General features: G+C 59.5%; 19 protein-coding genes. 14 read left to right on the plus strand and 5 right to left on the minus strand.

The annotated features are described in order from the left end of the window. Nucleotides 1-53: 53 nt before the first annotated feature. A complete protein-coding gene (gene rpsB / locus ASD60_RS23410) occupies nt 54-791 on the minus strand; it encodes a 30S ribosomal protein S2 (RefSeq protein WP_008057307.1) in 738 nt (245 codons plus the stop codon). Between the two features lie 371 nt (nt 792-1,162). Here rpsB and map point away from each other — a divergent pair, with 371 nt between their 5' ends. The 7 genes from map to ASD60_RS23445 all read left to right on the plus strand — a co-directional run bounded on the left by map (nt 1,163) and on the right by ASD60_RS23445 (nt 9,354). Then, complete coding sequence (map, locus tag ASD60_RS23415; RefSeq protein ID WP_056856249.1) at nt 1,163-1,945, plus strand: type I methionyl aminopeptidase; 783 nt, start codon at nt 1,163-1,165, stop codon at nt 1,943-1,945. A 41-nt stretch (nt 1,946-1,986) separates the two neighbouring features. Then, nucleotides 1,987-4,689: a [protein-PII] uridylyltransferase gene (locus ASD60_RS23420; RefSeq protein ID WP_056856250.1), complete on the plus strand. Its 2,703-nt coding sequence runs from the start codon at nt 1,987-1,989 to the stop codon at nt 4,687-4,689. Nucleotides 4,690-4,848: 159 nt separating this feature from the next. Next, on the plus strand, nt 4,849-6,051 hold the full coding sequence (gene dapC / locus ASD60_RS23425; protein WP_056856251.1) for a succinyldiaminopimelate transaminase: 1,203 nt from the start codon (nt 4,849-4,851) through the stop codon (nt 6,049-6,051). Between the two features lie 129 nt (nt 6,052-6,180). After that, nucleotides 6,181-6,543 carry an ArsC family reductase gene (locus ASD60_RS23430; protein ID WP_056856252.1) on the plus strand — a complete coding sequence of 121 codons (363 nt, stop codon included), beginning with the start codon at nt 6,181-6,183 and terminating at the stop codon, nt 6,541-6,543. Between the two features lie 32 nt (nt 6,544-6,575). Continuing rightward, the gene (gene dapD / locus ASD60_RS23435) at nt 6,576-7,610 is read left to right on the plus strand and encodes a 2,3,4,5-tetrahydropyridine-2,6-dicarboxylate N-succinyltransferase (protein ID WP_056856253.1); all 1,035 of its coding nucleotides are present in this window, start codon (nt 6,576-6,578) and stop codon (nt 7,608-7,610) included. Nucleotides 7,611-7,747: 137 nt separating this feature from the next. After that, the gene (locus ASD60_RS23440) at nt 7,748-8,953 is read left to right on the plus strand and encodes an aminotransferase class V-fold PLP-dependent enzyme (RefSeq protein WP_056856254.1); all 1,206 of its coding nucleotides are present in this window, start codon (nt 7,748-7,750) and stop codon (nt 8,951-8,953) included. Further along, the gene (locus ASD60_RS23445) at nt 8,950-9,354 is read left to right on the plus strand and encodes a SufE family protein (protein ID WP_056856255.1); all 405 of its coding nucleotides are present in this window, start codon (nt 8,950-8,952) and stop codon (nt 9,352-9,354) included. Before ASD60_RS23440 ends, ASD60_RS23445 begins: the two co-directional genes overlap by 4 nt. Before the next feature lie 117 nt (nt 9,355-9,471). On the opposite strand, the gene tcdA is transcribed toward ASD60_RS23445, so the two are convergent. Then, entirely contained in the window at nt 9,472-10,284 is an 813-nt protein-coding gene (tcdA, locus tag ASD60_RS23450) for a tRNA cyclic N6-threonylcarbamoyladenosine(37) synthase TcdA (protein ID WP_442966021.1), read from the minus strand. Between the two features lie 270 nt (nt 10,285-10,554). Between tcdA and ASD60_RS23455 the strand changes: the two genes are divergently transcribed. From ASD60_RS23455 to ASD60_RS23470, 4 genes are all read left to right on the plus strand, one after another. Then, entirely contained in the window at nt 10,555-13,146 is a 2,592-nt protein-coding gene (locus tag ASD60_RS23455; protein ID WP_056856257.1) for a glycosyltransferase, read from the plus strand. A 200-nt stretch (nt 13,147-13,346) separates the two neighbouring features. Continuing rightward, a complete protein-coding gene (gene dapE, locus ASD60_RS23460) occupies nt 13,347-14,498 on the plus strand; it encodes a succinyl-diaminopimelate desuccinylase (RefSeq protein WP_056856258.1) in 1,152 nt (383 codons plus the stop codon). Next, nucleotides 14,498-15,307 carry a putative RNA methyltransferase gene (locus ASD60_RS23465; RefSeq protein ID WP_056856259.1) on the plus strand — a complete coding sequence of 270 codons (810 nt, stop codon included), beginning with the start codon at nt 14,498-14,500 and terminating at the stop codon, nt 15,305-15,307. Before dapE ends, ASD60_RS23465 begins: the two co-directional genes overlap by 1 nt. Before the next feature lie 75 nt (nt 15,308-15,382). Further along, nucleotides 15,383-15,760: a hypothetical protein gene (locus tag ASD60_RS23470; protein WP_056856260.1), complete on the plus strand. Its 378-nt coding sequence runs from the start codon at nt 15,383-15,385 to the stop codon at nt 15,758-15,760. Nucleotides 15,761-15,871: 111 nt separating this feature from the next. Here ASD60_RS23470 and ASD60_RS23475 read toward each other — a convergent pair whose 3' ends face one another. Next, nucleotides 15,872-16,081 carry a cold shock domain-containing protein gene (locus tag ASD60_RS23475; RefSeq protein ID WP_007954750.1) on the minus strand — a complete coding sequence of 70 codons (210 nt, stop codon included), beginning with the start codon at nt 16,079-16,081 and terminating at the stop codon, nt 15,872-15,874. Nucleotides 16,082-16,246: 165 nt separating this feature from the next. Here ASD60_RS23475 and plsB point away from each other — a divergent pair, with 165 nt between their 5' ends. The 3 genes from plsB (at nt 16,247) to ASD60_RS23490 (ending at nt 20,400) form a co-directional block, all read left to right on the plus strand. Then, nucleotides 16,247-18,739 (plus strand): glycerol-3-phosphate 1-O-acyltransferase PlsB, encoded by a 2,493-nt coding sequence (gene plsB / locus ASD60_RS23480; RefSeq protein WP_056856261.1) that lies wholly within the window; start codon nt 16,247-16,249, stop codon nt 18,737-18,739. Between the two features lie 153 nt (nt 18,740-18,892). Further along, the gene (locus tag ASD60_RS23485) at nt 18,893-19,528 is read left to right on the plus strand and encodes a hypothetical protein (protein ID WP_056856262.1); all 636 of its coding nucleotides are present in this window, start codon (nt 18,893-18,895) and stop codon (nt 19,526-19,528) included. 182 nt (nt 19,529-19,710) lie between these two features. Further along, complete coding sequence (locus ASD60_RS23490) at nt 19,711-20,400, plus strand: DUF4197 domain-containing protein (RefSeq protein ID WP_056856263.1); 690 nt, start codon at nt 19,711-19,713, stop codon at nt 20,398-20,400. A 65-nt stretch (nt 20,401-20,465) separates the two neighbouring features. Here ASD60_RS23490 and ASD60_RS23495 read toward each other — a convergent pair whose 3' ends face one another. Together ASD60_RS23495 and ASD60_RS23500 are read right to left on the minus strand one after the other, a co-directional pair. Beyond that, nucleotides 20,466-20,741, minus strand: a complete 276-nt coding sequence (locus tag ASD60_RS23495; protein WP_056856264.1) for a DUF6124 family protein — start codon at nt 20,739-20,741, stop codon at nt 20,466-20,468. A 1,170-nt stretch (nt 20,742-21,911) separates the two neighbouring features. Then, the gene (locus ASD60_RS23500; protein WP_056856265.1) at nt 21,912-24,977 is read right to left on the minus strand and encodes an efflux RND transporter permease subunit; all 3,066 of its coding nucleotides are present in this window, start codon (nt 24,975-24,977) and stop codon (nt 21,912-21,914) included.

A 24,977-nucleotide genomic window follows, 5' to 3' on the forward strand; every position in this document is an offset into this window, starting at 1 on the left:
AAAAAGGGGGCCAAGCCCCCTTTTTGCTTACTGAGTCAACGCCAGGGCGTCAATTACTCAGCTGCAGCTGCCGGAGCTTCTTCAACGAAAACTTCGGTGCCGCCAGCAACGTTGTTGCGACCACGGATAACAGCGTCAGCCATCGAACCCATGTACAGCTGGATAGCGCGGATTGCGTCATCGTTGCCTGGGATGATGTAGTCAACGCCTTCCGGGCTGCTGTTGGTATCGACTACGCCGATAACCGGGATGCCCAGCTTGTTGGCTTCGGTGATCGCGATGCGCTCGTGATCAACGTCGATAACGAACAGAGCGTCTGGCAGACCGCCCATGTCCTTGATACCACCCAGGGAACGATCCAGCTTTTCCAGGTCACGGGAGCGCATCAGCGCTTCTTTCTTGGTCAGCTTGGCGAAAGTACCGTCTTCGGCTTGTACTTCAAGGTCACGCAGACGCTTGATGGAAGCACGGATGGTCTTGAAGTTGGTCAGCATGCCGCCCAACCAGCGGTGATCGACGTACGGCGAACCGCAACGTGCTGCTTCTTCAGCAACGATCTTGCCAGCGGAACGCTTGGTGCCGACGAACAGAATCTTGTTTTTGCCCTGGGCCAGACGCTCTACGAAAGTCAGAGCTTCGTTGAACATTGGCAGGGTTTTTTCAAGGTTGATGATGTGGATCTTGTTACGCGCGCCGAAAATGTATTTACCCATTTTCGGGTTCCAGTAACGGGTCTGGTGACCGAAGTGCACACCGGCCTTCAGCATATCGCGCATGTTGACTTGGGACATGATAGTTCCTTAATAAGTCGGGTTTGGCCTCCACGTATCCCAATGACCAACCAGCAGCATCAGCTGAAGGCACCCAGGTCATCGTGTCGACACGTGTGTGGATTTAGGCTTTTCGGGGCATCCCCGGAAAGCGGCGCATTTTATATCACAGGGCAGGGAAAAACGGAACCCGGATTCTGAAAACCTGGCAACCAGGGCACTCCCGCCCTTGGAATCCGCCCAGAATGCACCATTCTATAGAGAGAAGCGATGCACAGAGGCGCGGATTTGCGCTGATCGTCTGATAGAATCGCGTTTTTCAGGGCTGCGAAGATCGATCGCGCAACGCCCTTTTCGTAAAGAAAGCGCCATCGAGCGCAGAGAGAGCCTGTATGACCGTCACCCTCAAAACTCCCGAGGACATCGCAAAAATGCGCATCGCCGGCAAACTGGCCGCCGATGTGCTGGAAATGATTGCCGAACATGTCAAACCGGGCGTGACCACCGAAGAACTCGACCGCATCTGCCACGACTACATCGTCAACGAGCAGAAGGCCATTCCGGCCCCGCTCAACTACAAGGGCTTTCCTAAATCCATCTGCACATCGATCAACCACGTGGTCTGCCACGGGATCCCGAACGAGAAGCCGCTGAAGGATGGCGACACCCTGAACATCGACGTCACCGTCATCAAGGACGGTTACCACGGCGATACCAGCCGCATGTTCCACGTCGGCAGCGTGCCGGTCTGGGCCGAGCGCCTGTCGCAAGTGACCCAGGAATGCATGTACAAGGCCATCGAACTGGTCAAACCCGGCTGCCGCCTGGGCGATATTGGTGAAGTGATTCAGAAGCACGCTGAAAAGAACGGCTTCTCGGTGGTTCGCGAGTTCTGCGGCCACGGTATCGGCAAAGTGTTCCACGAAGAGCCGCAGATCCTGCACTACGGCCGCGCCGGCACCGGCATGGAACTGAAGGCCGGCATGACCTTCACCATCGAGCCGATGATCAATCAGGGTCGCGCCGACACCAAAGTGCTGGGCGACGGCTGGACCGCGATCACCAAGGACCGCAAGCTCTCGGCTCAGTGGGAACACACCCTGCTGGTGACCGAAACCGGCTACGAGATCTTCACCCTGCGCAGCGATGACACCATCCCCCGCGTCTCGGCCTGATCCCGTTACCGTACCCAGCCTATAGAAAGGAAAGCCAAACGATGCCGCAGGTGGACCCCGAACTCTTCGACCGCGGCCAGTTCCAGGCTGAACTGGCCCTGAAGGCAAGCCCTATCGCTGCTTTCAAGAAGGCCATCCGTCAGGCCCGCGAAGTGCTCGATGCACGTTTTCGCAGCGGCCGGGATATCCGTCGGTTGATCGAGGATCGCGCCTGGTTCGTCGATAACATCCTGCAAAAGGCCTGGGAACAGTTCGACTGGAGTGAAGACGCCGACATCGCGCTGGTCGCGGTCGGCGGCTACGGCCGTGGTGAATTGCACCCCTATTCCGATATCGACCTGTTGATTTTGCTCGACAGCGCCGACCACGAAGTTTTCCGTGATTCCATCGAGCGTTTTCTGACGCTGCTGTGGGACATTGGCCTGGAAGTGGGTCAGAGCGTTCGCTCAGTCGACGAATGCGCCGTCGAGGCCCGAGCCGACCTGACGGTGGTGACCAATCTCATGGAGAGCCGGACCATTACCGGCCCCGAACATCTGCGCCAGCGCATGCTTGACGTCACCAGCACCGCGCACATGTGGCCAAGCAAGGACTTCTTCCTGGCCAAGCGCGCCGAGCAGAAGGCCCGCCACCACAAATACAACGACACCGAATACAACCTGGAACCCAACGTCAAGGGTTCGCCCGGCGGCTTGCGTGATATCCAGACGATTCTATGGTTCGCCCGTCGCGAGTACGGCACCCTGAACCTGCGTGCCTTGGCCGGAGAAGGTTTCCTGGTCGAAAGCGAGAACGCCCTGCTTGCCTCTTCCCAGGAATTTCTGTGGAAGGTGCGTTACGCCCTGCACATGCTCGCCGGTCGCGCCGAAGACCGCCTGCTGTTCGACCACCAGCGCACCATCGCCGGTCTGTTGGGGTTTGAAGGTGACGACGCCAAGCAAGCCGTCGAAAACTTCATGCAGCAGTATTTCCGCGTGGTCATGAGCATTGCCCAGCTCAGCGACCTGATCATCCAGCACTTCGAGGAAGTCATCCTCGCGCCGGAGGATGAGGCGCCGCCGCAACCGATCAACTCGCGATTCCAGTTGCACGACGGCTACATCGAGGCGCGCAACGACAATGTGTTCCGCCGCACACCGTTCGCCATGCTGGAAATCTTCGTACTGATGGCGCAGCAGCCGGAAATCAAAGGCGTACGCGCCGACACCATTCGCCTGCTGCGTGAAAATCGTCATCTGATCGACGACGACTTCCGCAACGATATCCGCAACACCAGCCTGTTCATCGAGCTGTTCAAATGCAAGATCGGTATCCATCGCAACCTGCGCCGGATGAACCGCTACGGCATCCTCGGGCGTTATTTGCCGGAGTTCGGTTTCATCGTCGGGCAGATGCAACACGACCTGTTTCACATCTATACGGTCGATGCCCACACGCTGAACCTGATCAAACACCTGCGCAAGTTGCAGTACACCCAGGTATCGGAAAAATTTCCGCTGGCCGCCAAGCTCATGGCCAAGCTGCCCAAGCCGGAGCTGATCTACATGGCCGGGCTGTACCACGACATTGGCAAGGGCCGGCATGGTGATCATTCGGACATCGGTGCCGTGGACGCCGAGGCCTTTTGCCAGCGCCACCAGTTGCCGCTGTGGGACAGCCGCCTGATCGTCTGGCTGGTCCAGAACCACTTGATGATGTCGACCACCGCCCAGCGCAAGGACTTGTCCGACCCGCAGGTGATCCACGATTTCGCGCAGACCGTCGGCGATGAAACCCGCCTCGACTACCTGTACGTGCTGACCGTCGCCGACATCAATGCCACCAACCCGACGCTGTGGAACTCCTGGCGCGCCAGCCTGTTGCGCCAGCTCTACACCGAGACCAAGCGTGCGCTGCGTCGCGGCCTGGAGAACCCGGTGGATCGCGAAGAGCAGATTCGCCAGACCCAGAGCGCCGCCCTGGACATTCTGGTACGCGGCGGTACCGATCCGGATGACGTCGAGCAGTTGTGGGCACAATTGGGCGATGACTATTTCCTGCGTCACACCGCCGGCGATGTCGCCTGGCACAGCGATGCGATCCTCCAGCAGCCGGCAGATGGCGGGCCGTTGGTGCTGATCAAGGAAACCACCCAGCGGGAATTCGAGGGCGGTACGCAGATCTTCATCTATGCACCGGACCAGCACGACTTCTTTGCCGTGACCGTGGCCGCAATGGACCAGCTCAACCTGAACATCCATGACGCCCGGGTCATCACCTCCAGCAGCCAGTTCACCCTCGACACCTACATCGTGCTCGACACCGACGGCGACTCGATCGGCGACAACCCGGCTCGGGTCAAGCAGATCCGCGACGGCTTGACCGAAGCCCTGCGCAATCCGGATAACTACCCGACCATCATCCAGCGTCGGGTGCCGCGCCAGCTCAAGCATTTCGCCTTTGCCCCACAAGTCACGATCCACAACGATGCGCAGCGCCCGGTCACCGTGCTGGAACTGACCGCACCTGATCGTCCCGGCTTGTTGGCACGAATCGGTACGATTTTTCTGGAGTTCGACCTGTCGCTGCAGAACGCCAAGATCGCGACCCTCGGCGAGCGCGTGGAAGACGTGTTTTTCATCACCGACGCCAACAACCACCCGCTGTCCGACCCGCTGCTGTGCAGCCGGTTGCAGGATGCGATCGTCGAGCAGTTGAGCGTCAATCAGGAACCCGATATCAAACTGTCGCGCATCAGCATCTGACTTAACAACGGCCCGCCCCTCTGTAGGAGCGAGCCTGCTCGCGATGGACCCGAGGACGCCACGGGGTAACAGCCCCCCAGTGTCATCGATGACGACCATCGCGAGCAGGCTCGCTCCTACAGGGATCAGCGCCGCCCCAACACCGAACGAGATTTATCGATGAACAACGCTCTGTCCCAGCTCCAGCCCTACCCGTTCGAGAAACTCCGCGCCCTGCTTGGCAGCGTCACACCCAACCCCGACAAACGCCCTATCGCGCTGTCGATCGGCGAACCGAAGCACCGTTCGCCAAGCTTCGTTGCCGAAGCCCTGGCCAGCAATCTGGAAAAAATGGCGGTATACCCGACCACCCTCGGTGTTCCGGAGCTGCGTGAAGCCATCGCCGCCTGGTGCGAGCGGCGTTTCGGCGTGCCCGACGGCTGGATCGATCCGGCGCGCAACGTGCTGCCCGTCAACGGTACCCGCGAAGCGCTGTTCGCGTTCACCCAGACCGTGGTCAACCGTGGCGACGACGCGCTGGTCGTCAGTCCGAACCCGTTCTACCAGATCTACGAAGGCGCGGCGTTCCTCGCCGGGGCCAAGCCGCATTACCTGCCATGCCTGGACGAGAATGGCTTCAATCCAGACTTCGAGGCTGTGTCGCCAGACATCTGGAAACGCTGCCAGATCCTGTTCCTGTGCTCGCCAGGCAATCCGACTGGTGCATTGATCCCGGTCGACACGCTGAAGAAGCTGATCGCCCTGGCCGACCAATACGACTTCGTGATCGCCGCCGACGAGTGCTACAGCGAACTGTACTTCGACGAACAAACCCCTCCGCCAGGCCTGCTCAGCGCCTGCGTGGAACTGGGTCGCAAGGACTTCAAGCGCTGCGTGGTGTTCCACAGCCTGTCCAAGCGTTCCAACTTGCCTGGTTTGCGTTCGGGCTTCGTCGCAGGTGACGCCGACATTCTCAAAGGCTTCCTGCTCTATCGCACCTATCACGGCTGCGCAATGCCGGTGCAAACGCAACTGGCCAGCGTTGCCGCATGGAACGACGAAGTGCATGTGCGCGCCAACCGTGCGCTGTATCGCGAGAAATATGATGCGGTGTTGGAGATTTTAAGCCCGGTCATGGATGTGCAGCGCCCGGACGGTGGTTTTTACTTGTGGCCGAACGTCGAGGGTGATGACGAAGCGTTCTGTCGTGATTTGTTCGCGCAGGAACATGTAACGGTGGTGCCAGGTTCTTATCTGTCCCGTGAAGTCGATGGCGCCAATCCGGGTGCGGGGCGTGTGCGCCTGGCATTGGTTGCACCGTTGGCGGAGTGTGTCGAAGCGGCAGAACGGATTCGAGCGTTCATCATTCGCCATCGCCTGTAAAGTCAATGGCCCGAACAGCGCAATGCCGTCCGGGCCGCAGACAAACCCGAGCCCGGCCGACGCGAAACCGTCCGGTCATGGCATAATCCGTCACCTTTTTTCTCCAGCACCTGTAAAGGGGGCAATTCCTTGACCGTTTCAAGTAAAACGTTGCACCTTTTCGGCATCAAGGCCTGCGACACCATGAAAAAGGCGCGCACCTGGCTCGATGAACACGCTGTCAGCTATGACTTTCATGATTACAAGGCGCTCGGAATCGACCGGGAACACCTGACCCAATGGTGCAACGAGCACGGCTGGGAAGTGATGTTGAACCGCGCAGGCACGACCTTTCGCAAGCTCGACGACGAACGCAAAGCCGATCTCGACCAGTCGAAAGCCATTGAACTGATGCTCGCACAACCTTCGATGATCAAGCGCCCGGTGCTCGATCTCGGTGACCGAACCCTGATTGGCTTCAAGCCAGATATCTACGCGGCCGCGCTCAAGTAAGCAGCCCGTTTCAATTTGTTAGAGGTATCAACATGTCCACTACCCTGTTCAGCCTGGCCTTTGGTGTCGGCACTCAAAACCGTGAAGGCGCATGGCTGGAAGTGTTCTACGCGCAGCCGTTGCTCAACCCGTCGGCCGAACTGGTCGCCGCCATCGCGCCGATCCTGGGCTACAGCGAAGGCAATCAGGCCATCGCATTCACCACGGCTCAGGCCTCGCAACTGGCCGAAGCCGTCAAAGGCGTCGACGCTGCCCAGGCTGCCCTGCTGACCCGTCTGGCCGAGAGCCACAAGCCACTGGTCGCCACCTTGCTGGCTGAAGACGCGCAACTGTCTTCGACCCCTGAGGCGTACCTCAAGCTGCACTTGCTGTCCCATCGTCTGGTCAAGCCGCACGGCCTGAACCTGGCTGGCATCTTCCCGTTGCTGCCGAACGTGGCCTGGACCAGCCAGGGCGCGATCGACCTGGGCGAACTGGCCGAGCACCAACTGGAAGCGCGCCTGCGTGGCGAGCTGCTGGAAGTGTTCTCGGTGGACAAGTTCCCGAAAATGACCGACTACGTGGTACCGGCCGGCGTGCGCATCGCTGACGCGGCGCGTCTGCGTCTGGGTGCCTACGTGGGCGAAGGCACCACCGTGATGCACGAAGGCTTCATCAACTTCAACGCTGGCACCGAAGGCCCGGGCATGATCGAAGGTCGCGTCTCGGCTGGCGTGTTCGTCGGCAAGGGTTCGGACCTGGGCGGCGGTTGCTCGACCATGGGCACCCTGTCGGGCGGCGGCAACATCGTGATCAAGGTCGGTGAAGGCTGCCTGATCGGCGCCAACGCCGGTATCGGCATTCCATTGGGTGACCGCAATACCGTTGAGTCCGGCCTGTATGTGACCGCTGGTACCAAAGTGGCGCTGCTGGACGAGAAAAACCAACTGGTCAAAGTGGTGAAGGCTCGTGAACTGGCCGGCCAGGCCGACCTGCTGTTCCGTCGCAATTCGGAAACCGGCGCTGTGGAATGCAAAACCCACAAATCGGCTATCGAACTGAACGAAGCGCTGCACGCTCACAACTAAGCAGCGCATCATCGCCCCTCTGTAGGAGCATGGCTTGCCCGCGATGCTTTTGGCGGTCCAAAGGCCCCATCGCGAGCAAGCTTTGCTCCCACAGTAGTGCGGTGTAACCCCGCCCATGTTCACCAGGGCCCGATAACATGCTGATTCCCTCTCCCTGGCGCGCCGATTTTCCAGCCATCGCCGCCCTGCAACGGCAAGGCCAGACTTATCTGGACAACGCCGCCACCACGCAAAAACCTCAAGCCCTGCTGGATGCCCTGGCGCATTACTATGCCAACGGCGCAGCCAACGTGCATCGGGCACAACATTTGCCCGGCGCCCACGCCACCCAGGCGTTCGAGGACAGCCGCCGCAAAGTCGCGCAATGGCTCAATGCCGCCGACAGCGGGCAGATCATCTTTACCCATGGCGCGACGTCCGCGCTGAATCTGCTGGCTTATGGCCTGGAGCATCTATTCCATCCGGGCGACGAGATTGTCATCAGCGCCCTGGAGCATCACGCCAACCTGCTGCCGTGGCAGCAACTGGCGCACCGCCGTGAGCTGAAACTGGTGGTCCTGCCACTGGATGCCGACGGTGTGATCGATCTTGAAGCCGCCACCGGCTTGATCGGTCCGCGCACGCGTCTGTTGGCCGTCAGCCAATTGTCCAACGTGATCGGCGCCTGGCAGCCTTTGCCTGCGCTGCTGGCAATGGCCAAGGCGCACAACGCCTTGACCGTGGTCGACGGCGCGCAAGGCGTGGTCCATGGTCGCCATGATGTGCAGGCGCTGGGTTGCGACTTTTATGTGTTTTCCAGCCACAAGCTCTACGGCCCCGATGGCCTCGGTGCGTTGTTCGGTCGCAATGAAGCGTTGCAACGACTGCGCCCCTGGCAGTTCGGCGGCGAGATGGTACTGGACGCCAACTACCACGACGCACGCTTTCGCCCGGCGCCATTGGGATTCGAGGCCGGGACACCACCGATCGCCAGTGTGATCGGTCTTGGGGCGACACTGGACTATCTCGCCGCTCTCGATCAGGACGCGGTGTCCGCCCATGAAGCGGCGCTGCACGACTATCTGCTCAAAGGCCTTGCTGCACGCAATGGCGTCCACTTGCTGGGCAAGCCACAGTTGGCACTGGTCAGTTTTACTGTCGAAGGTGTGCATAACTCTGACTTGGCGCACTTGCTGACCGAACAAGGGATCGCGGTGCGCGCCGGTCATCACTGCGCCATGCCGTTGCTCAAGAGCTTCCATCTGGCCGGAGCGATTCGGGTGTCGTTGGCGTTGTATAACGACTCCGAAGATCTGGAGCGGTTCTTTGAAGCACTGGATCAAGCGCTGGAGCTGTTGCGATGAACCTGCCTGTCGATGCCGTGACGGCACTCGAAACCTTTCAAAACGCGGCCGGCTGGGAACAGCGGGCGCGCCTGCTGATGCAGTGGGGCGATCGCCTGCCTGCGTTGAGCGATGCGCAAATGTGTGATGCCAACCGTGTGCACGGCTGTGAAAGCCAAGTGTGGCTGGTGGGTGAATTACGCGACGGGCACTGGCAATTCAGCGCCAACAGCGATGCGCGATTGATTCGTGGATTGGTGGCGTTGTTGTTGGCGCGGGTTAACGGGTTGTCGGCGCTTGAGCTGCAGCAGGTGGATTTGCACGACTGGTTCAATCAATTGGGGCTGGGTCGACAGTTGTCGCAGTCGCGCAGTAATGGCTTGAATGCCGTACTGCAACGGATGAATGAGTTGGCTGGTTAATCGCTATCGCTGGCAAGCCAGCTCCCACAGGGTTCTATGCCGCTCACAGATCAAGTGAACTCACTGAAATACCTGTGGGAGCTGGCTTGCCAGCGATGGGGCCATCGGCCACGCCGATCAAACTTCAGGCTTGACCCGATCCGCCGGCCGCCGCACACCCGCCACAATCTTGTCCACAGCCTTGGTCGCCGCGACCATGCCGAATGTCGCCGTCACCATCATCACGGCGCCAAAACCACCGGCGCAGTCGAGCTTCACACCCTCACCGACAAAACTCTTCTGCAAACAAATACTGCCGTCCGGTTTCGGGTAGCGCAGTTGCTCGGTGGAAAACACGCACGGCACGCTGTAGTGGCGGGTTACGGTGCGGGAGAAGCCGTAGTCACGGCGCAAGGTGGAACGGACTTTCGAGGCCAGCGGATCGTTGAAGGTACGGTTGAGGTCGCAGACCTGGATCAGCGTCGGATCGATCTGCCCGCCAGCACCGCCGGTGGTGATGATCTGGATTTTGCGGCGTTTGCACCAAGCGATCAGCGCCGCCTTGGCGTTGACGCTGTCGATGCAATCGATCACGCAGTCGATGTTCGGCGTGATGTATTCAGCCATGGTGTCACGGGTAACGAAGTCAGGCACTGCATGCACCGTGCAATCCGGGTTGATCCCGCGCAGGCGCTCGGCCATCACCTCGACCTTGGGCTTGCCGACGGTGCTGTCTAGTGCATGCAACTGACGGTTGGCGTTGCTGACGCAGACGTCGTCGAGGTCGAACAACGATATTTCGCCTACACCACACCGGGCCATGGCTTCCGCCGCCCAGGAACCGACGCCGCCGACGCCGACGATCGCCACATGGGCGGCTTTCAAGCGCTCAAGGCCTTCGATGCCATACAAACGGGCGATGCCAGCAAACCGCGGATCTTCTGTACTCATGACCATTACCCTAAAAACCGGCGCGCATTATAGGGCCACCGACGGTCAAGAGCATCATTACGCTATGAACGGACATCTTCCGGAAAAACTACATCGAACGAAGATTTACCTGACGCGCTCTAACCAAAGAACTTAAACCGACTTGGATTGCCCAACGTCCGGCATTTCCCTGTCCGGTGTACGTTCAGTGAACCGCCAGTGTAGGATGCGCGCCCTTCTACGGCCGCCGACCGTTTATTTGTTCCACAGTCTTTGGAACCCGAAATAGCTATGTCATCGCGTAAATTTGGACTCAACCTGGTGGTGGTACTCGCCATCGCCGCCTTGTTTACCGGCTTCTGGGCGCTGATCAATCGCCCGGTGACCGCTCCCAACTGGCCTGAACAGATCTCCGGCTTCTCGTATTCGCCGTTTCAGCAAGGCCAATTCCCACAGAAAGAACAGTACCCGACCGACGATCAAATGCGTCGCGACCTGGAGATCATGAGCAAGTTGACGGACAACATCCGTACTTACTCGGTCGACGGTACGCTGGAGAACATCCCCAAACTGGCGGAAGAGTTCGGCCTGCGGGTAACCCTGGGGATCTGGATCAGTCCGGACCAGGAACGCAACGAACGGGAAATCACCCGCGCCATCGAAATCGCCAACTCCTCGCGCAGTGTGGTTCGCGTGGTGGTCGGCAACGAGGCGATCTTCCGCAAGGAAATCACCGCAGCAGAACTGAGCGTGATCCTCGATCGCGTCCGTGCTGCCGTGAAAGTGCCGGTGACCACCTCCGAGCAGTGGCACGTGTGGGAAGAACACCCGGAACTGGCCAAGCACGTTGACCTGATCGCCGCTCACGTCCTGCCTTATTGGGAATTCATCCCGATGGACAAGGCCGGGCAGTTCGTCCTCGACCGTGCCCGCGACCTGAAAAAGATGTTCCCGAAAAAACCGTTGCTGCTGTCCGAAGTCGGCTGGCCGAGCAACGGCCGCATGCGCGGCGGTGCCGATGCGTCGCCGGCGGATCAGGCGATCTACCTGCGCACACTGGTCAACAAACTCAACCGCCAGGGTTTCAACTACTTCGTCATCGAAGCGTTTGACCAACCATGGAAAGCCAGTGACGAAGGCTCGGTGGGCGCTTATTGGGGCGTGTTCAACGCTGCGCGCCAGCAGAAATTCAACTTCGAAGGCCCGGTGGTCGCGATCCCGCAATGGCGCGTACTGGCCATCGGTTCGGTCGTCCTGGCCCTGCTGTCGCTTACCTTGCTGATGATCGACGGCTCGGCCCTGCGCCAGCGTGGCCGTACCTTCTTGACCTTTATCGCGTTCCTTTGCGGTTCGGTACTGGTGTGGATCGGCTATGACTACAGCCAGCAATACAGCACCTGGTTCAGCCTGACGGTCGGCTTTTTGCTCGCCCTTGGCGCGCTCGGGGTGTTTATCGTGCTGCTGACCGAGGCTCACGAGCTGGCTGAAGCGGTGTGGATTCACAAACGGCGCCGGGAATTCCTGCCGGTGGTGGGTGATTCCAGTTACCGGCCAAAAGTCTCGATCCACGTGCCCTGCTACAACGAGCCGCCGGAGATGGTCAAACAGACCCTCAACGCCCTGGCCAATCTCGATTATCCGGACTTCGAAGTCCTGATCATCGATAACAACACCAAGGACCCGGCGGTCTGGGAACCGGTGCGCGATTATTGCGAGACCCTCGGCCCGCGCTTCAAGTTCTTCCACGTCGCGCCTCTGGCCGGTTTCAAGGGCGGCGCGTTGAATTACCTGATTCCGCACACGGCCAAGGATGCCGAAGTGATCGCGGTCATCGACTCCGATTACTGCGTGCACCCGAACTGGCTCAAGCACATGGTGCCGCACTTCGCCGATCCGAAGATCGCCGTGGTGCAGTCGCCGCAGGACTACCGCGACCAGAACGAAAGCACTTTCAAGAAGCTTTGCTACGCGGAATACAAAGGCTTCTTCCACATCGGCATGGTCACCCGCAACGACCGTGACGCGATCATCCAGCACGGCACCATGACCATGACGCGGCGCTCGGTGCTCGAAGAACTGGGCTGGGCCGACTGGTGCATCTGTGAAGACGCCGAACTGGGTCTGCGCGTGTTCGAAAAAGGCCTGTCGGCGGCGTATTACCACGACAGCTACGGCAAAGGCCTGATGCCCGATACCTTCATCGACTTCAAGAAACAGCGGTTCCGCTGGGCCTACGGTGCGATTCAGATCATCAAGCGTCACACCGCCAGCCTGCTGCGCGGCAAGGACACTGAGCTGACCCGCGGTCAGCGCTATCACTTCCTCGCAGGCTGGTTGCCGTGGGTGGCGGACGGCATGAACATTTTCTTCACCGTTGGCGCGCTGTTGTGGTCAGCGGCGATGATCATCGTGCCGCAACGGGTCGATCCACCGCTGCTGATTTTCGCGATCCCGCCATTGGCGCTGTTCGTATTCAAGGTCGGCAAGATCATCTTCCTTTACCGTCGCGCCGTTGGCGTGAACCTCAAGGATGCGTTCTGCGCGGCGCTGGCCGGGCTGGCGTTGTCGCACACCATCGCCAAAGCGGTGTTGTACGGTTTCTTCACCAGCAGCATTCCGTTCTTCCGCACCCCGAAAAATGCCGACAACCACGGTTTCTGGGTGGCGATTTCGGAAGCCCGGGAAGAGGTGTTCATCATGCTGCTGCTGTGGGGCGCTGCCTTGGGGATCTTCCTGGTCAATGGCATGCCGAGCAACGACATGCGGTTCTGGGTGGCCATGTTGCTGGTGCAATCGCTGCCGTATCTGGCGGCGTTGATCATGGCGTTCCTGTCGTCCTTGCCTAAACCGGCGCCAGAGACGCAAACGGCACCTGCCGTCTAAATCTTTGCGGATGCACTAAACGGCGGCCAATGGTCGCCGTTTTGCTTTAAGATAACCGCCATTTTGCGGGGCCAGCCCCTACGCCCTGTAGGAGCAAAGCTTGCTCGCGATGAACGCGACTCGATGTAACAGAACCACCTCATCATCGTTCATCGCGAGCAAGCTTTGCTCCTACACATTTACAGCTTCCGGAGTTTTCCATGACGGCCCACGCCGACCTTTCGCCGACCCTTCAACTCGCCATCGACCTGATTCGCCGTCCGTCCGTGACGCCGGTCGACGCCGATTGCCAGAAGCAGATGATGCAGCGCCTGGGCGATGCCGGTTTTGCACTCGAACCGATGCGCATCGAAGATGTGGATAACTTCTGGGCCACCCACGGCAAACACGATGGCCCGGTGCTGTGCTTCGCCGGTCACACCGACGTGGTCCCGACCGGTCCGGTGACCGCGTGGCAGATCGATCCGTTCAACGCGGTGATCGACGAACATGGCATGCTCTGTGGCCGCGGCGCGGCGGACATGAAAGGCAGCCTGGCGTCGATGACCGTGGCGGCCGAACGTTTCGTCGCCGACTACCCGGATCACAAGGGCAAAGTTGCGTTCCTGATCACCAGCGACGAAGAAGGCCCGGCACACCACGGCACCAAGGCAGTGGTAGAGCGCCTGGCGGCGCGCAAGGAGCGCCTGGACTGGTGCATCGTCGGCGAACCGTCGAGCACCGCCCTGGTGGGTGACGTGGTCAAGAACGGCCGTCGTGGCTCCCTCGGCGCCAAGCTGACAGTGCGCGGCGTCCAGGGTCACGTGGCCTATCCGCACCTGGCGAAGAACCCGATCCACCTCGCCGCCCCGGCGCTGGCCGAGCTGGCCGCCGAGCACTGGGACCACGGCAACGATTTCTTCCCGCCGACCAGTTTCCAGATTTCCAACGTCAACTCCGGCACCGGCGCGACCAACGTGATTCCAGGTGATCTGGTGGCGGTGTTCAACTTTCGGTTCTCCACCGAGTCCACCGTCGAAGGCCTGCAAAAGCGCGTCGCCGACATCCTCGACAAGCATGGCCTGGACTGGCACATCGACTGGGCGCTGTCGGGTCTGCCGTTCCTCACCGAACCCGGCGCGCTGCTGGACGCGGTGTCGTCGAGCATCAAGGACATCACTGGCCGTGAAACCAAGGCTTCCACCAGCGGTGGCACTTCCGACGGGCGTTTTATCGCGACCATGGGTACGCAAGTGGTTGAGTTGGGGCCGGTCAACGCGACCATCCACCAGGTCAATGAACGCGTTTTGGCGGCCGACCTCGATGTGCTGACCGAAATCTATTACCAGACCCTGATCAAGTTGCTCGCCTGATGCTTGCTTGCCCCATCTGCAGTGAACCGCTGAACGCGGTGGACAATGGCGTGGCCTGCCCCGCCGGGCATCGTTTCGATCGTGCGCGTCAGGGTTACCTGAACCTGTTGCCGGTGCAGCACAAGAACAGCCGCGACCCTGGGGATAACCAGGCCATGGTCGAAGCGCGCCGCGACTTCCTGAACGCCGGGCATTACGCGCCGGTGGCCAGGCGCCTGGCGGAATTGGCGGCGGGCTATGCGCCGCAGCGCTGGCTCGACATCGGCTGTGGCGAGGGATACTACACCGCGCAAATCGCCGAGGCCTTGCCGGGTGCCGATGGCTACGCCCTGGATATTTCCCGGGAGGCCGTCAAACGCGCCTGCAAACGCAATCCGAAACTGACCTGGTTGATCGCCAGCATGGCGCGAGTGCCATTGGCTTCCGGTAGCTGCCAGTTCCTGGCCAGCGTGTTCAGCCCGCTGGACTGGGAAGAAGCCAAACGCTTGCTCAGCCCCGGCGGCGGCCTGATGAAAGTCGGCCCGACCAGCGGCCACCTGATGGAATTGCGCGAGCGGCTGTACGACGAAGTCCGCGAGTACATTGACGACAAACATCTAGACCTGGTGCCGCAAGGCATGGCGCTGGCACACAGTGAGACGCTGACGTTCAAACTGACCCTGGACAAGCCGCAGGACCGCGCCAACCTGCTGGCGATGACGCCTCACGGCTGGCGTGCCAGTGCCGAGCGTCGCGCGGCGGTCATCGAACAGGCCGAGCCGTTCGAGACCACCGTATCGATGCGCTACGATTATTTCGTTCTTCAATAACTTTTGGTTCCGGGCGAGTGCCCGGGGCCGGCTAAATCCGCGAATGGATTTTTCAGACCCGCAGTGAGGACATCCATGCGCCAACCCGATATAGAGATTTACCTGAAAGACGCCGACGTCGATCACAAAGCCATTTCGGCCTGGCTCGCAGCGGCATTGGGCCCGTGCACCGACTGGGTCCAGAAAGGCCAGACCTACAAGTGCAAGGCCGGCAACGTGCCAGTGACCTGGCTGCCGAAAGCCGTTGGCAAGTGGAACAGCCTGTACCTGGAAAGCGACCAGACCCCCTGGGACGACGACATCGCCTGCGCCCGCGCCGCATTTGCCGCACTGAACGTCGAAGTGCGTTGCGCGCCGGGGACTTGGGTCGAGGAAGAAGGTGAGGAAACGGCGGATCGCTGGATTCGCATCAGCGCCGATGGTGAAGAAGAGATCACCTGGAAAACCGCCTGATTCCGCCCGTTCCCATGCTCTGCGTGGGAATGCAGCCCGGGACGCTCCGCGTCCCAAAGCGGACGCAGAGCGTCCGTTGAGGCATTCCCACGCAGAGCGTGGGAACGATCATCACAGGCCTACAACATCCTCAGCCTGCAACCCCTTCTGCCCTTCCACCACCGCGTACTCGACCTGCTGGCCTTCAGTCAGCGAGCGGTGGCCTTCACCGCGAATCGCACGGTAATGCACGAACACGTCCACCCCGTCTTCGCGCTGAATAAAGCCGTAACCCTTGGCGTCGTTGAACCACTTCACGTTGCCGGTTTCGCGCGTTGCCATGTCAGTACCCCCTTTGTTTTTATTTTGAGCGGCCGAGTATATGACAGACACAAAAACTCTCAACTACAGAATGGTTGACTGCTTTTTTGCCGATTTTCGACGAATCCGGCACACTACGGCCCTCCCAAGCAATTGCTTGGTTTTACTCACTCACGCAGAAGCCGTATGACCCGTTCCCCGTTCCGCCGTCTTGTGTTTGGCACCTTGCGCCGCCTGTTGTACCTCTGGGTCCGCTCGGAGACGATCAACCAGTCGTCGTTCACCCTCAACCTCGACCGCAGTCGTCCGGTGTTCTACGTCCTGCAAAATCCTTCGCTGACCGATCTGGCCGTGGTCGACACCGAGTGCAGCAAAGCCGGGCTGCCGCGTCCGGTGCTGCCGGTGTCGGTCGGTTCATTGATCGAGCCGGCGGCGTTTTTTTACCTGACGCCCGATCCCGACTGGCTCGGCCGCCAGGACAAGCGCGGTGCGCCACCCACCTTGACTCGCCTGGTCAGTGCCCTGAGCCAGAACGCCGCCGAAGACGCGCAGATCATTCCGGTAAGCGTGTTCTGGGGCCAGTCGCCGGACAGCGAGAACAGTCCATGGAAACTTCTGTTCGCCGATAGCTGGGCCGTTACCGGGCGCCTGCGTCGGTTGTTGAGCATCATCGTGCTGGGACGCAAAACCCGCGTACAGTTTTCCGCGCCCATCCACCTGCGCGAACTGATCGACCACAACAAGGGCCACGAGCGTACTGTGCGCATGGCCCAGCGCATTCTGCGGGTGCACTTTCGCAACCTGAAGGCCGCCGTGATCGGCCCGGACATCTCCCACCGGCGCAATCTGGTCAAGGGCCTGGTCAATCAGCCCTTGGTCAAGCAGGCAATCCTCGATGAAGCCGAGCGCGAGAACATCTCACCGGAGAAAGCCAAGGCCCAGGCCCTGCGCTACGGCAACGAGATTGCTTCGGACTACACCTACACCGCTATCCGCTTCCTTGAAGTGGTGCTGAGCTGGTTCTGGAACAAGATCTACGACGGCATCAAGGTCAACCACATCGAAGGCGTGCAGAAGGTCGCCCAGGGTCACGAAGTGATCTACGTGCCTTGCCATCGCAGCCACATCGACTACCTGCTGCTCTCGTACCTGCTGTTCCGCAACGGCCTGACGCCACCGCACATTGCCGCCGGAATCAACCTCAACATGCCGGTGATCGGCAGCCTGCTGCGACGTGGCGGCGCGTTTTTCATGCGGCGCACGTTCAAGGGCAACCCGCTTTACACTTCGGTGTTCAACGAGTACCTGCATACCTTGTTCACCAAGGGTTTCCCGGTGGAATACTTTGTCGAGGGCGGCCGTTCGCGCACCGGGCGCATGCTGCAACCGAAAACCGGAATGCTCGCCATCACCCTGCGCAGTTTCCTGCGCTCTTCGCGCATGCCCATCGTGTTCGTGCCGGTGTATATCGGCTATGAGCGGGTGCTGGAAGGTCGGACCTATCTGGGCGAGTTGCGCGGTGCAAGCAAAAAGAAAGAATCGATCTTCGATATTTTCAAAGTCATCGGCGCGCTCAAACAGCGCTTCGGCCAAGTGGCGGTGAACTTCGGCGAGCCGATCAAACTGGCGGAATTCCTCGACAGCGAACAACCCGACTGGCGTCAACAGGAACTCGGCCCGCAGTTCAAACCGGCGTGGCTCAACGAAACCACCAACCGCCTCGGCGAGAAAGTCGCACAGCATCTGAACGAAGCGGCGGCGATCAATCCGGTGAACCTCGTCGCGCTCGCGCTGCTGTCCACCAGCCGCCTGGCCTTGGACGATCGCGCCATGGCGCGGGTGCTGGACCTGTATCTGGCGCTGTTGCGCAAAGTGCCTTACTCGTCGCACACCACATTGCCGGAAGGCGACGGCCGCGCGCTGATCGAGCACGTCAAGGCCATGGACCTGCTGTCCGAGCAGAGCGATGCGTTGGGCAAGATTCTGTACCTGGACGAGCAGAATGCTGTCCTGATGACGTACTACCGAAATAACGTGCTGCACATTTTTGCGCTGCCGGCGTTGCTGGCCAGCTTCTTCCAGAGCACTTCGCGCATGAGCCGCGAACAGATCCTGCGCTACACCCGAGCGTTGTATCCGTACCTGCAATCGGAGCTGTTCATTCGCTGGCCGCTGGATGAGCTGGATGCGGTGATCGATCAATGGCTGCAAGCGTTCGTTGAGCAAGGCCTGTTGCGTTTCGAGAACGACGTGTATCTGCGCCCGGCACCGAGTTCGCGGCATTTTGTGTTACTGACGCTGTTGTCGAAAAGCATCGCCCAGACCTTGCAGCGCTTCTACATGACTGTGTCCCTGCTGCTCAACAGTGGCCAGAACAGCATCAGCGCCGAAGAACTGGAAGACCTGTGCACGGTCATGGCCCAGCGCCTGTCGATCCTGCACGGCCTGAATGCGCCGGAGTTCTTCGACAAAAGCCTGTTCCGCCATTTCATCCAGACCCTGCTCGACCTTGACGTACTCAAGCGTGATGAAGCCGGCAAGCTGGGTTATCACGAACTGCTCGGCGAATTGGCCGAAGGCGCGGCTAAACGGGTACTGCCGGCGGAGATTCGCTTGTCGATCCGTCAGGTGGCATTGCATCGCAGCGAAGATGCGGCGGATCTTGTCGAACAGGTCTGACGTCTCAAAGCGACAGAGGCAAGGACGCTTCTGATCTGTCCCGTTAACAATTCGCTGACTACTAGCGAACGCTTCCTACATAACACTTGAATGTTCAGGAGATAAGCTCAGCGCTCGTCATTTACGACGAATTCATTTGATAAGGAAATCATCATGACCCAACACACTATCAACACGCTCCTGCATTTCCCCCCCCGATTTGAACTTCTGCCAGGTTGCGAAATCAGCATCAAAGTACAGGACATCAGCGACAGGAATGCACCAAAACTTCACAGCCAGTGGGGTAGCAACCATCTTTCATCGACACTCCCCATCAACTTCCCGGTTGTGATCGACTCCGAAGTGAACGAGGTCGGCAGCCGCTTCTCCATCAATGTAAAAATCTCTTTTCTGGACTCGCAGTTGCTGTTGGATCTGGATCAGACGTTCTGGTGGGGAGGAGGCGATCACGATACCGATATTTACTTGAGCACCGTGAGCCACATCGCTGTGTTCAAATCGTGGATGCCTCAAATTGGTTATCCTGCCGACTCAAAGTTGTTCGTGAAGTTGGTTGAGTTGAACGACGATGGCCAGCCAGGGGCTGTCATCGATGAAGCCGTGGGGTTGACCGCACAGACCACGCCCATCTACTTGAAATATAACCCGTTCAAGATTTGGCCAGGCCAGGAATATGCGTTGATTGGCTCGTTCGAAGGCTATGGTCAGAAGGTGCTGGCTCTGGGTCTTAAGCCGGGGAAATTGATTCTGCAGCCGCAAATCGAACAGACGCCAATTTTCGGCGACTGATTCCAACCGTTCACAACAACGCTTGACGTAAACTTCGCGACGACCGGATTCAAGCGCCAGTTTGCTGCTGGCGCCTTTGCAACACGAATCGACCATCATGCCGTGCAACTCGACGCTTCGCGCCGCGAACAAATCGAGCTGGCGTTGATTGTGAATTTAATCTACTGAAGGAAGCATCCCCAATGTTCCGCCCTACCCTTCGCTTCGCCGCCCTGTGTGCCAGTTTGATGATCGGCGCCAATGCGATGGCCTTGTCACTCTCTGACCTGTCGCAGCAGGACGCCACCGGCGGCCTCAAGGACGCCCTGACCCAAGGCGCGCAATTGGCCGTGAAGCAACTCGGCACGCCGGGCGGCTTCAGTAACAACCCGGAGGTGAAAATCGAACTGCCGGGCAAGCTGGGCAAGGTTGCCAGCAAAATGAAACAGTTCGGCATGGGCGATCAGGTCGATCAACTGGAAACCAGCATGAACAAAGCGGCTGAAACCGCTGTGACCCAAGCCCAGCCCATACTCGTGGATGCGGTGAAAAAAATGTCCGTGGCGGACGCCAAGGGCATTCTCAGTGGCGGCAACGATTCGGCCACCCAATACCTGAACAAAACCAGCCGCGAGCAAATCCGCGCCAAGTTTCTGCCTATCGTCAAGCAAGCCACCGACCAGGTGGGTTTGGCCAAGCAATACAACTCATTTGCCGGCCAGGCCGCGACCATGGGCGTGATCGATACCAAGAACGCCAACATCGAAAGCTACGTGACCGAACAGGCATTGAATGGCCTGTTTGAAATGATCGGCAAACAGGAAGAAGCCCTGCGCCAGAACCCGGCGGCGGCGGCGACCAGTTTGGCCAAAAAAGTGTTCGGTACTTTGTAATTCCTGGCTGACAGCACACAAGAAAAGCCCGCTGAACCTGTGAAGGTCAGCGGGCTTTTCCTTTTCTACTGCTGCGGATTGAGCTGATCCAGCACCTCGCCCACTGAAAGCTGCGCCAGGACAATCATCTGTTGAATACCGAGTACCAGATTACAAGTCGGGCCGGTCAGGATGGATGATAACTCCGTCGCCATTACATTGGCCGAGGCGAGGGTTTCATAAGCATGAACCAACAGGGTTTCGGAATTGATGCCTGGGCGGATGGTGAAAATTGGGCAGGGGTGGTTTGCCGTTTGCTTTTCAGATTTCGAGGCTGAGTAATCAGGACTGTCTTTGATCATTGCGAACCTCCCAAAGTTGGTGCCTAACGAACTATTGGCGGGCTTGCAGTCCCGGTCACTGAATTGGCAGCGACGATCAAAGGCTAGAGATTGAGCTTCCGACGGGCAACCTGAAAGTCTTGTGGGAATGGTCTGAATTTTTGATTAGGCGATAAACAGTTTCCAACTGATAAGCCAGCATTGAGAACACAGTAAGTTGCAGAACTGGATTGGGTAGCATCTGGTAGAGATTGGTTGGCTGTCAGGCCGTCATCGCTGGCAAGCCAGCTCCCACAGGGATTGAGTACATCTGGTAGAGATTGGTTGGCTGGCAGGCCGTCATCGCCAGCAGGCTGGCTCCTACATTGGATTGGAGATATCTGATAGAGATTGGTCGGCTGGCAGGCCGTCATCGCCAGCAGGCTGCTGCTGGCAGGCCGTCATCGCCAGCAGGCTGGCTCCTACATTGGATTGGAGATATCTGATAGAGATTGGTCGGCTGGCAGGCCGTCATCGCCAGCAGGCTGSCTCCTACATTGGATTGGAGATATCTGGTAGAGATTGGTCGGCTGGCAGGCCGTCATCGCCAGCAGGCTGGCTCCTACATTGGATTGGAGATATCTGATAGAGATTGGTCGGCTGGCAGGCCGTCATCGCCAGCAGGCCGCCAGCGGTCGGCTGGCAGGCCGTCATCGCCAGCAGGCTGCCTCCTACATTGGATTGGAGATATCTGATTGAGATTAGTCGGCTGGCAGGCCGTCATCGCCAGCAGGCTGGCTCCCACAGAAGAGCAAAAGCAGAACACCATACAACCGCTGTTGCCCCTCACCACTCCACAGGCCGAGCGTTAGCTCGCCTGCCGCTCTTGATCTGGGCGCCCCCTCGAGAGGCCGAGTGGAGGTTCTGCGCAGTGGGCAACCCGGCATGGATGCCGGGTTAGCCGCCGCCGGCCATGGATGGCCGATGGCGGCGGGCCCACGGAGCAGGACCGGAGCGAGGGCATGCCGAGCCTAGGCGAGGCACCGAACGACAGGGGCAAGAGCGTTTGGTTACTTTGCGCCGGGCGGCGTTCCGCTTTTCAAAGTAACCCGCTGTAAAAGCGGAACCATAAGCGGCCGTTACCGAAGCAACGGATATACACCAAAAACAACCAACAGCCTGGTCGGCCCTAAGGCCGCCACGTTCAAACCATCAAACCGACTCCTTGCGAACCCTGAACCAAGCCGCATAAAGCGCCGGCAAAAACAGCAACGTCAACGCCGTCGCCACAATCAACCCCCCCATGATCGCCACCGCCATCGGCCCGAAAAACACACTGCGCGACAACGGAATCATCGCCAACACCGCCGCCAGCGCCGTCAGCACAATCGGCCGGAACCGCCGCACCGTCGCCTCGATGATCGCCTGCCAAGGCTTGAGCCCCGCCGCGATATCCTGCTCGATCTGATCGACCAGAATCACCGAGTTACGCATGATCATCCCGGACAAGGCGATGGTCCCGAGCATCGCCACAAACCCGAACGGCTGGCGGAACACCATCAGGAACAGCGTCACCCCGATCAGCCCCAACGGTGCCGTGAGAAACACCATCACCGTACGGGAGAAGCTGCGCAACTGCAGCATCAGCAAGGTCAACACCACCACGATGAACAGCGGCACGCCCGCCTTCACCGAGTTCTGCCCACGGGCCGAATCCTCGACCGTGCCGCCCACATCCAGCAAATAGCCATCGGGCAACTCAGCGCGAATCGGATCGAGCGTTGGCATGATCTGCTGGACGAGTGTCGCCGGCTGCTCCTTGCCATAAATATCGGCACGAACGGTGACGTTCGGCAGGCGGTTACGATGCCAGATCACACCTTCTTCGAAGCCGTATTCCAGCGTCGCAATCTGCGAAAGCGCCACGCTGCGACCGTTGTCGGTCGGCACCGCCAGGCTTGGCAGCAGCGACAACTCGGTGCGTTCATGCAGGGTGCCGCGCAACAGGATCTCGATCAATTCGTTGTCTTCGCGGTACTGGCTGACACTGGAACCGGTGAGCGAGCTCTGCAGGAACCTCGACAAGTTTGCCGTGCTCACGCCCAGCGCCCGAGCGCGGTCCTGATCGATGTTCAGATAGACGACTTTGCTCGGCTCTTCCCAATCCAGGTGCACATTGGCCACGTGCGGGTTCTCGCGAACCTTGGTCGCGACTTTGCGCGCCAGCGCCCGGACTTCCTCGATGTGCTCACCCGTGACCCGGAACTGCACCGGATAGCCGACCGGAGGGCCGTTTTCCAGACGGGTCACCCGCGAGCGCAGGGCCGGGAATTGTTCGTTGAGCGTTGCAATCAACCAGGTGCGCAGGCTTTCGCGCTCCTCGATGGTTTTCGCCAACACCACAAACTGGGCGAAGCTCGCCGCAGGCAGTTGCTGATCCAGCGGCAGGTAGAAGCGCGGTGAACCGGTGCCGACGTAGGCAACGTAATTGTCGATCCCGGCTTTGTCCTTGAGCAGTGCTTCGAGGCGTTTGACTTCATCGGCAGTGTTGCTCAGGGAAGCCCCTTCGGCCAGCTTCAGGTCGACCATCAATTCCAGACGCCCGGATGCCGGGAAGAACTGTTGCGGCACGAAGCGAAACAGCACGATGGAGGCAATGAACAACACCACGGTCGCGGTGATCACCGTTTTACGCCAGCGCACGCACCATTCCACCAGGCGCCGAACACGCTGATAAAACGGCGTAGCGTAAGGATCGGGTTGGCCGGAACCGTGTTTGGCTGCATGAATTTTCGCCAGGTCCGGCAGGAGTTTTTCCCCAAGAAAAGGCACAAACAATACCGCCGCCACCCACGATGCCAACAGGGCGATGGTCACCACCTCGAAGATCGAGCGGGTGTATTCGCCGGTGCCCGACTGCGCCGTGGCAATCGGCAGGAAACCGGCTGCGGTGATCAGCGTGCCCGTGAGCATCGGGAACGCGGTGCTGGTCCAGGCGTAGCTCGCGGCTTTGATCCGGTCGAAACCCTGTTCCATTTTGATCGCCATCATTTCCACGGCGATGATCGCGTCGTCGACCAACAATCCCAGGGCCAACACCAATGCCCCGAGGGAAATCTTGTGCAGACCGATGCCCAGGTAATACATGCAGGCGAAGGTCATCGCCAACACCAGCGGAATCGCCAGCGCCACCACCATGCCGGTGCGCACGCCAAGGGAGAAAAAGCTCACCAGAAGCACAATGGCCAGCGCTTCCACCAGCACTTGAACGAACTCGCCGACACCGGTTTTTACGGCGGCGGGCTGATCGGAAACCTTGCGCAACTGCATCCCGGCGGGGAGGTTTTTCTGGATACGATCGAACTCGATTTCCAGCGCCTTGCCCAGCACCAGGATGTCGCCGCCGTCCTTCATCGCTACCGCAAGACCAATCGCGTTCTCGGCCATGAAGCGCATGCGCGGCGCCGGTGGATCGTTGAAACCACGGCGCACGTCGGCCACATCGGAGATACGGAAAGTGCGATCACCGACGCGAATCGGAAAGCTTTTTATCTCATCGACTGTCTGAAAATTGCCCGAGACCCGTAACTGCAATCGCTCGCTAGTGGTTTCGAAGAAGCCGGCCGTGGACACCGCGTTCTGTTCTTCAAGGGCTTGCTGCACCGCTGCCAACGGCAAGCCGAGGGTGGCGAGTTTGACGTTGGAAAGTTCGATCCAGATCTTTTCGTCCTGCAACCCCAGCAGCTCGACTTTGCCCACGTCCTTGACCCGTTGCAGCTGGATCTGGATGCGGTCGGCGTAGTCCTTGAGCACGGCATAATCGAAACCATCGCCGGTCAATGCGTAGATATTGCCGAAGGTGGTACCGAATTCATCGTTGAAAAACGGCCCTTGAATTCCCGGCGGCAAGGTATGGCGGATGTCGCTGACCTTCTTGCGCACCTGATACCAGAGTTCCGGGATGTCCACCGAATGCATGGAGTCGCGGGCAATGAACGTCACCTGGGATTCGCCCGGGCGGGAGAACGAGACGATGCGTTCGTATTCGCCTGTTTCCATCAGCTTCTTTTCAATGCGTTCGGTGACCTGGCGCGAGACTTCCTGCGCCGTTGCACCTGGCCAGTTGGTACGAATCACCATGGCCTTGAACGTGAACGGCGGGTCTTCGCTCTGGCCGAGTTTGGTGTAGGACAGTGCCCCGACGATCGCCAGCAACAGCATCAGAAACAGGACGATCTGGCGATTGCGCAGCGCCCAGGCGGAAAGATTGAAACCCAT

Source organism: Pseudomonas sp. Root562 (genome assembly GCF_001427125.1).
Classification (GTDB): domain Bacteria; phylum Pseudomonadota; class Gammaproteobacteria; order Pseudomonadales; family Pseudomonadaceae; genus Aquipseudomonas.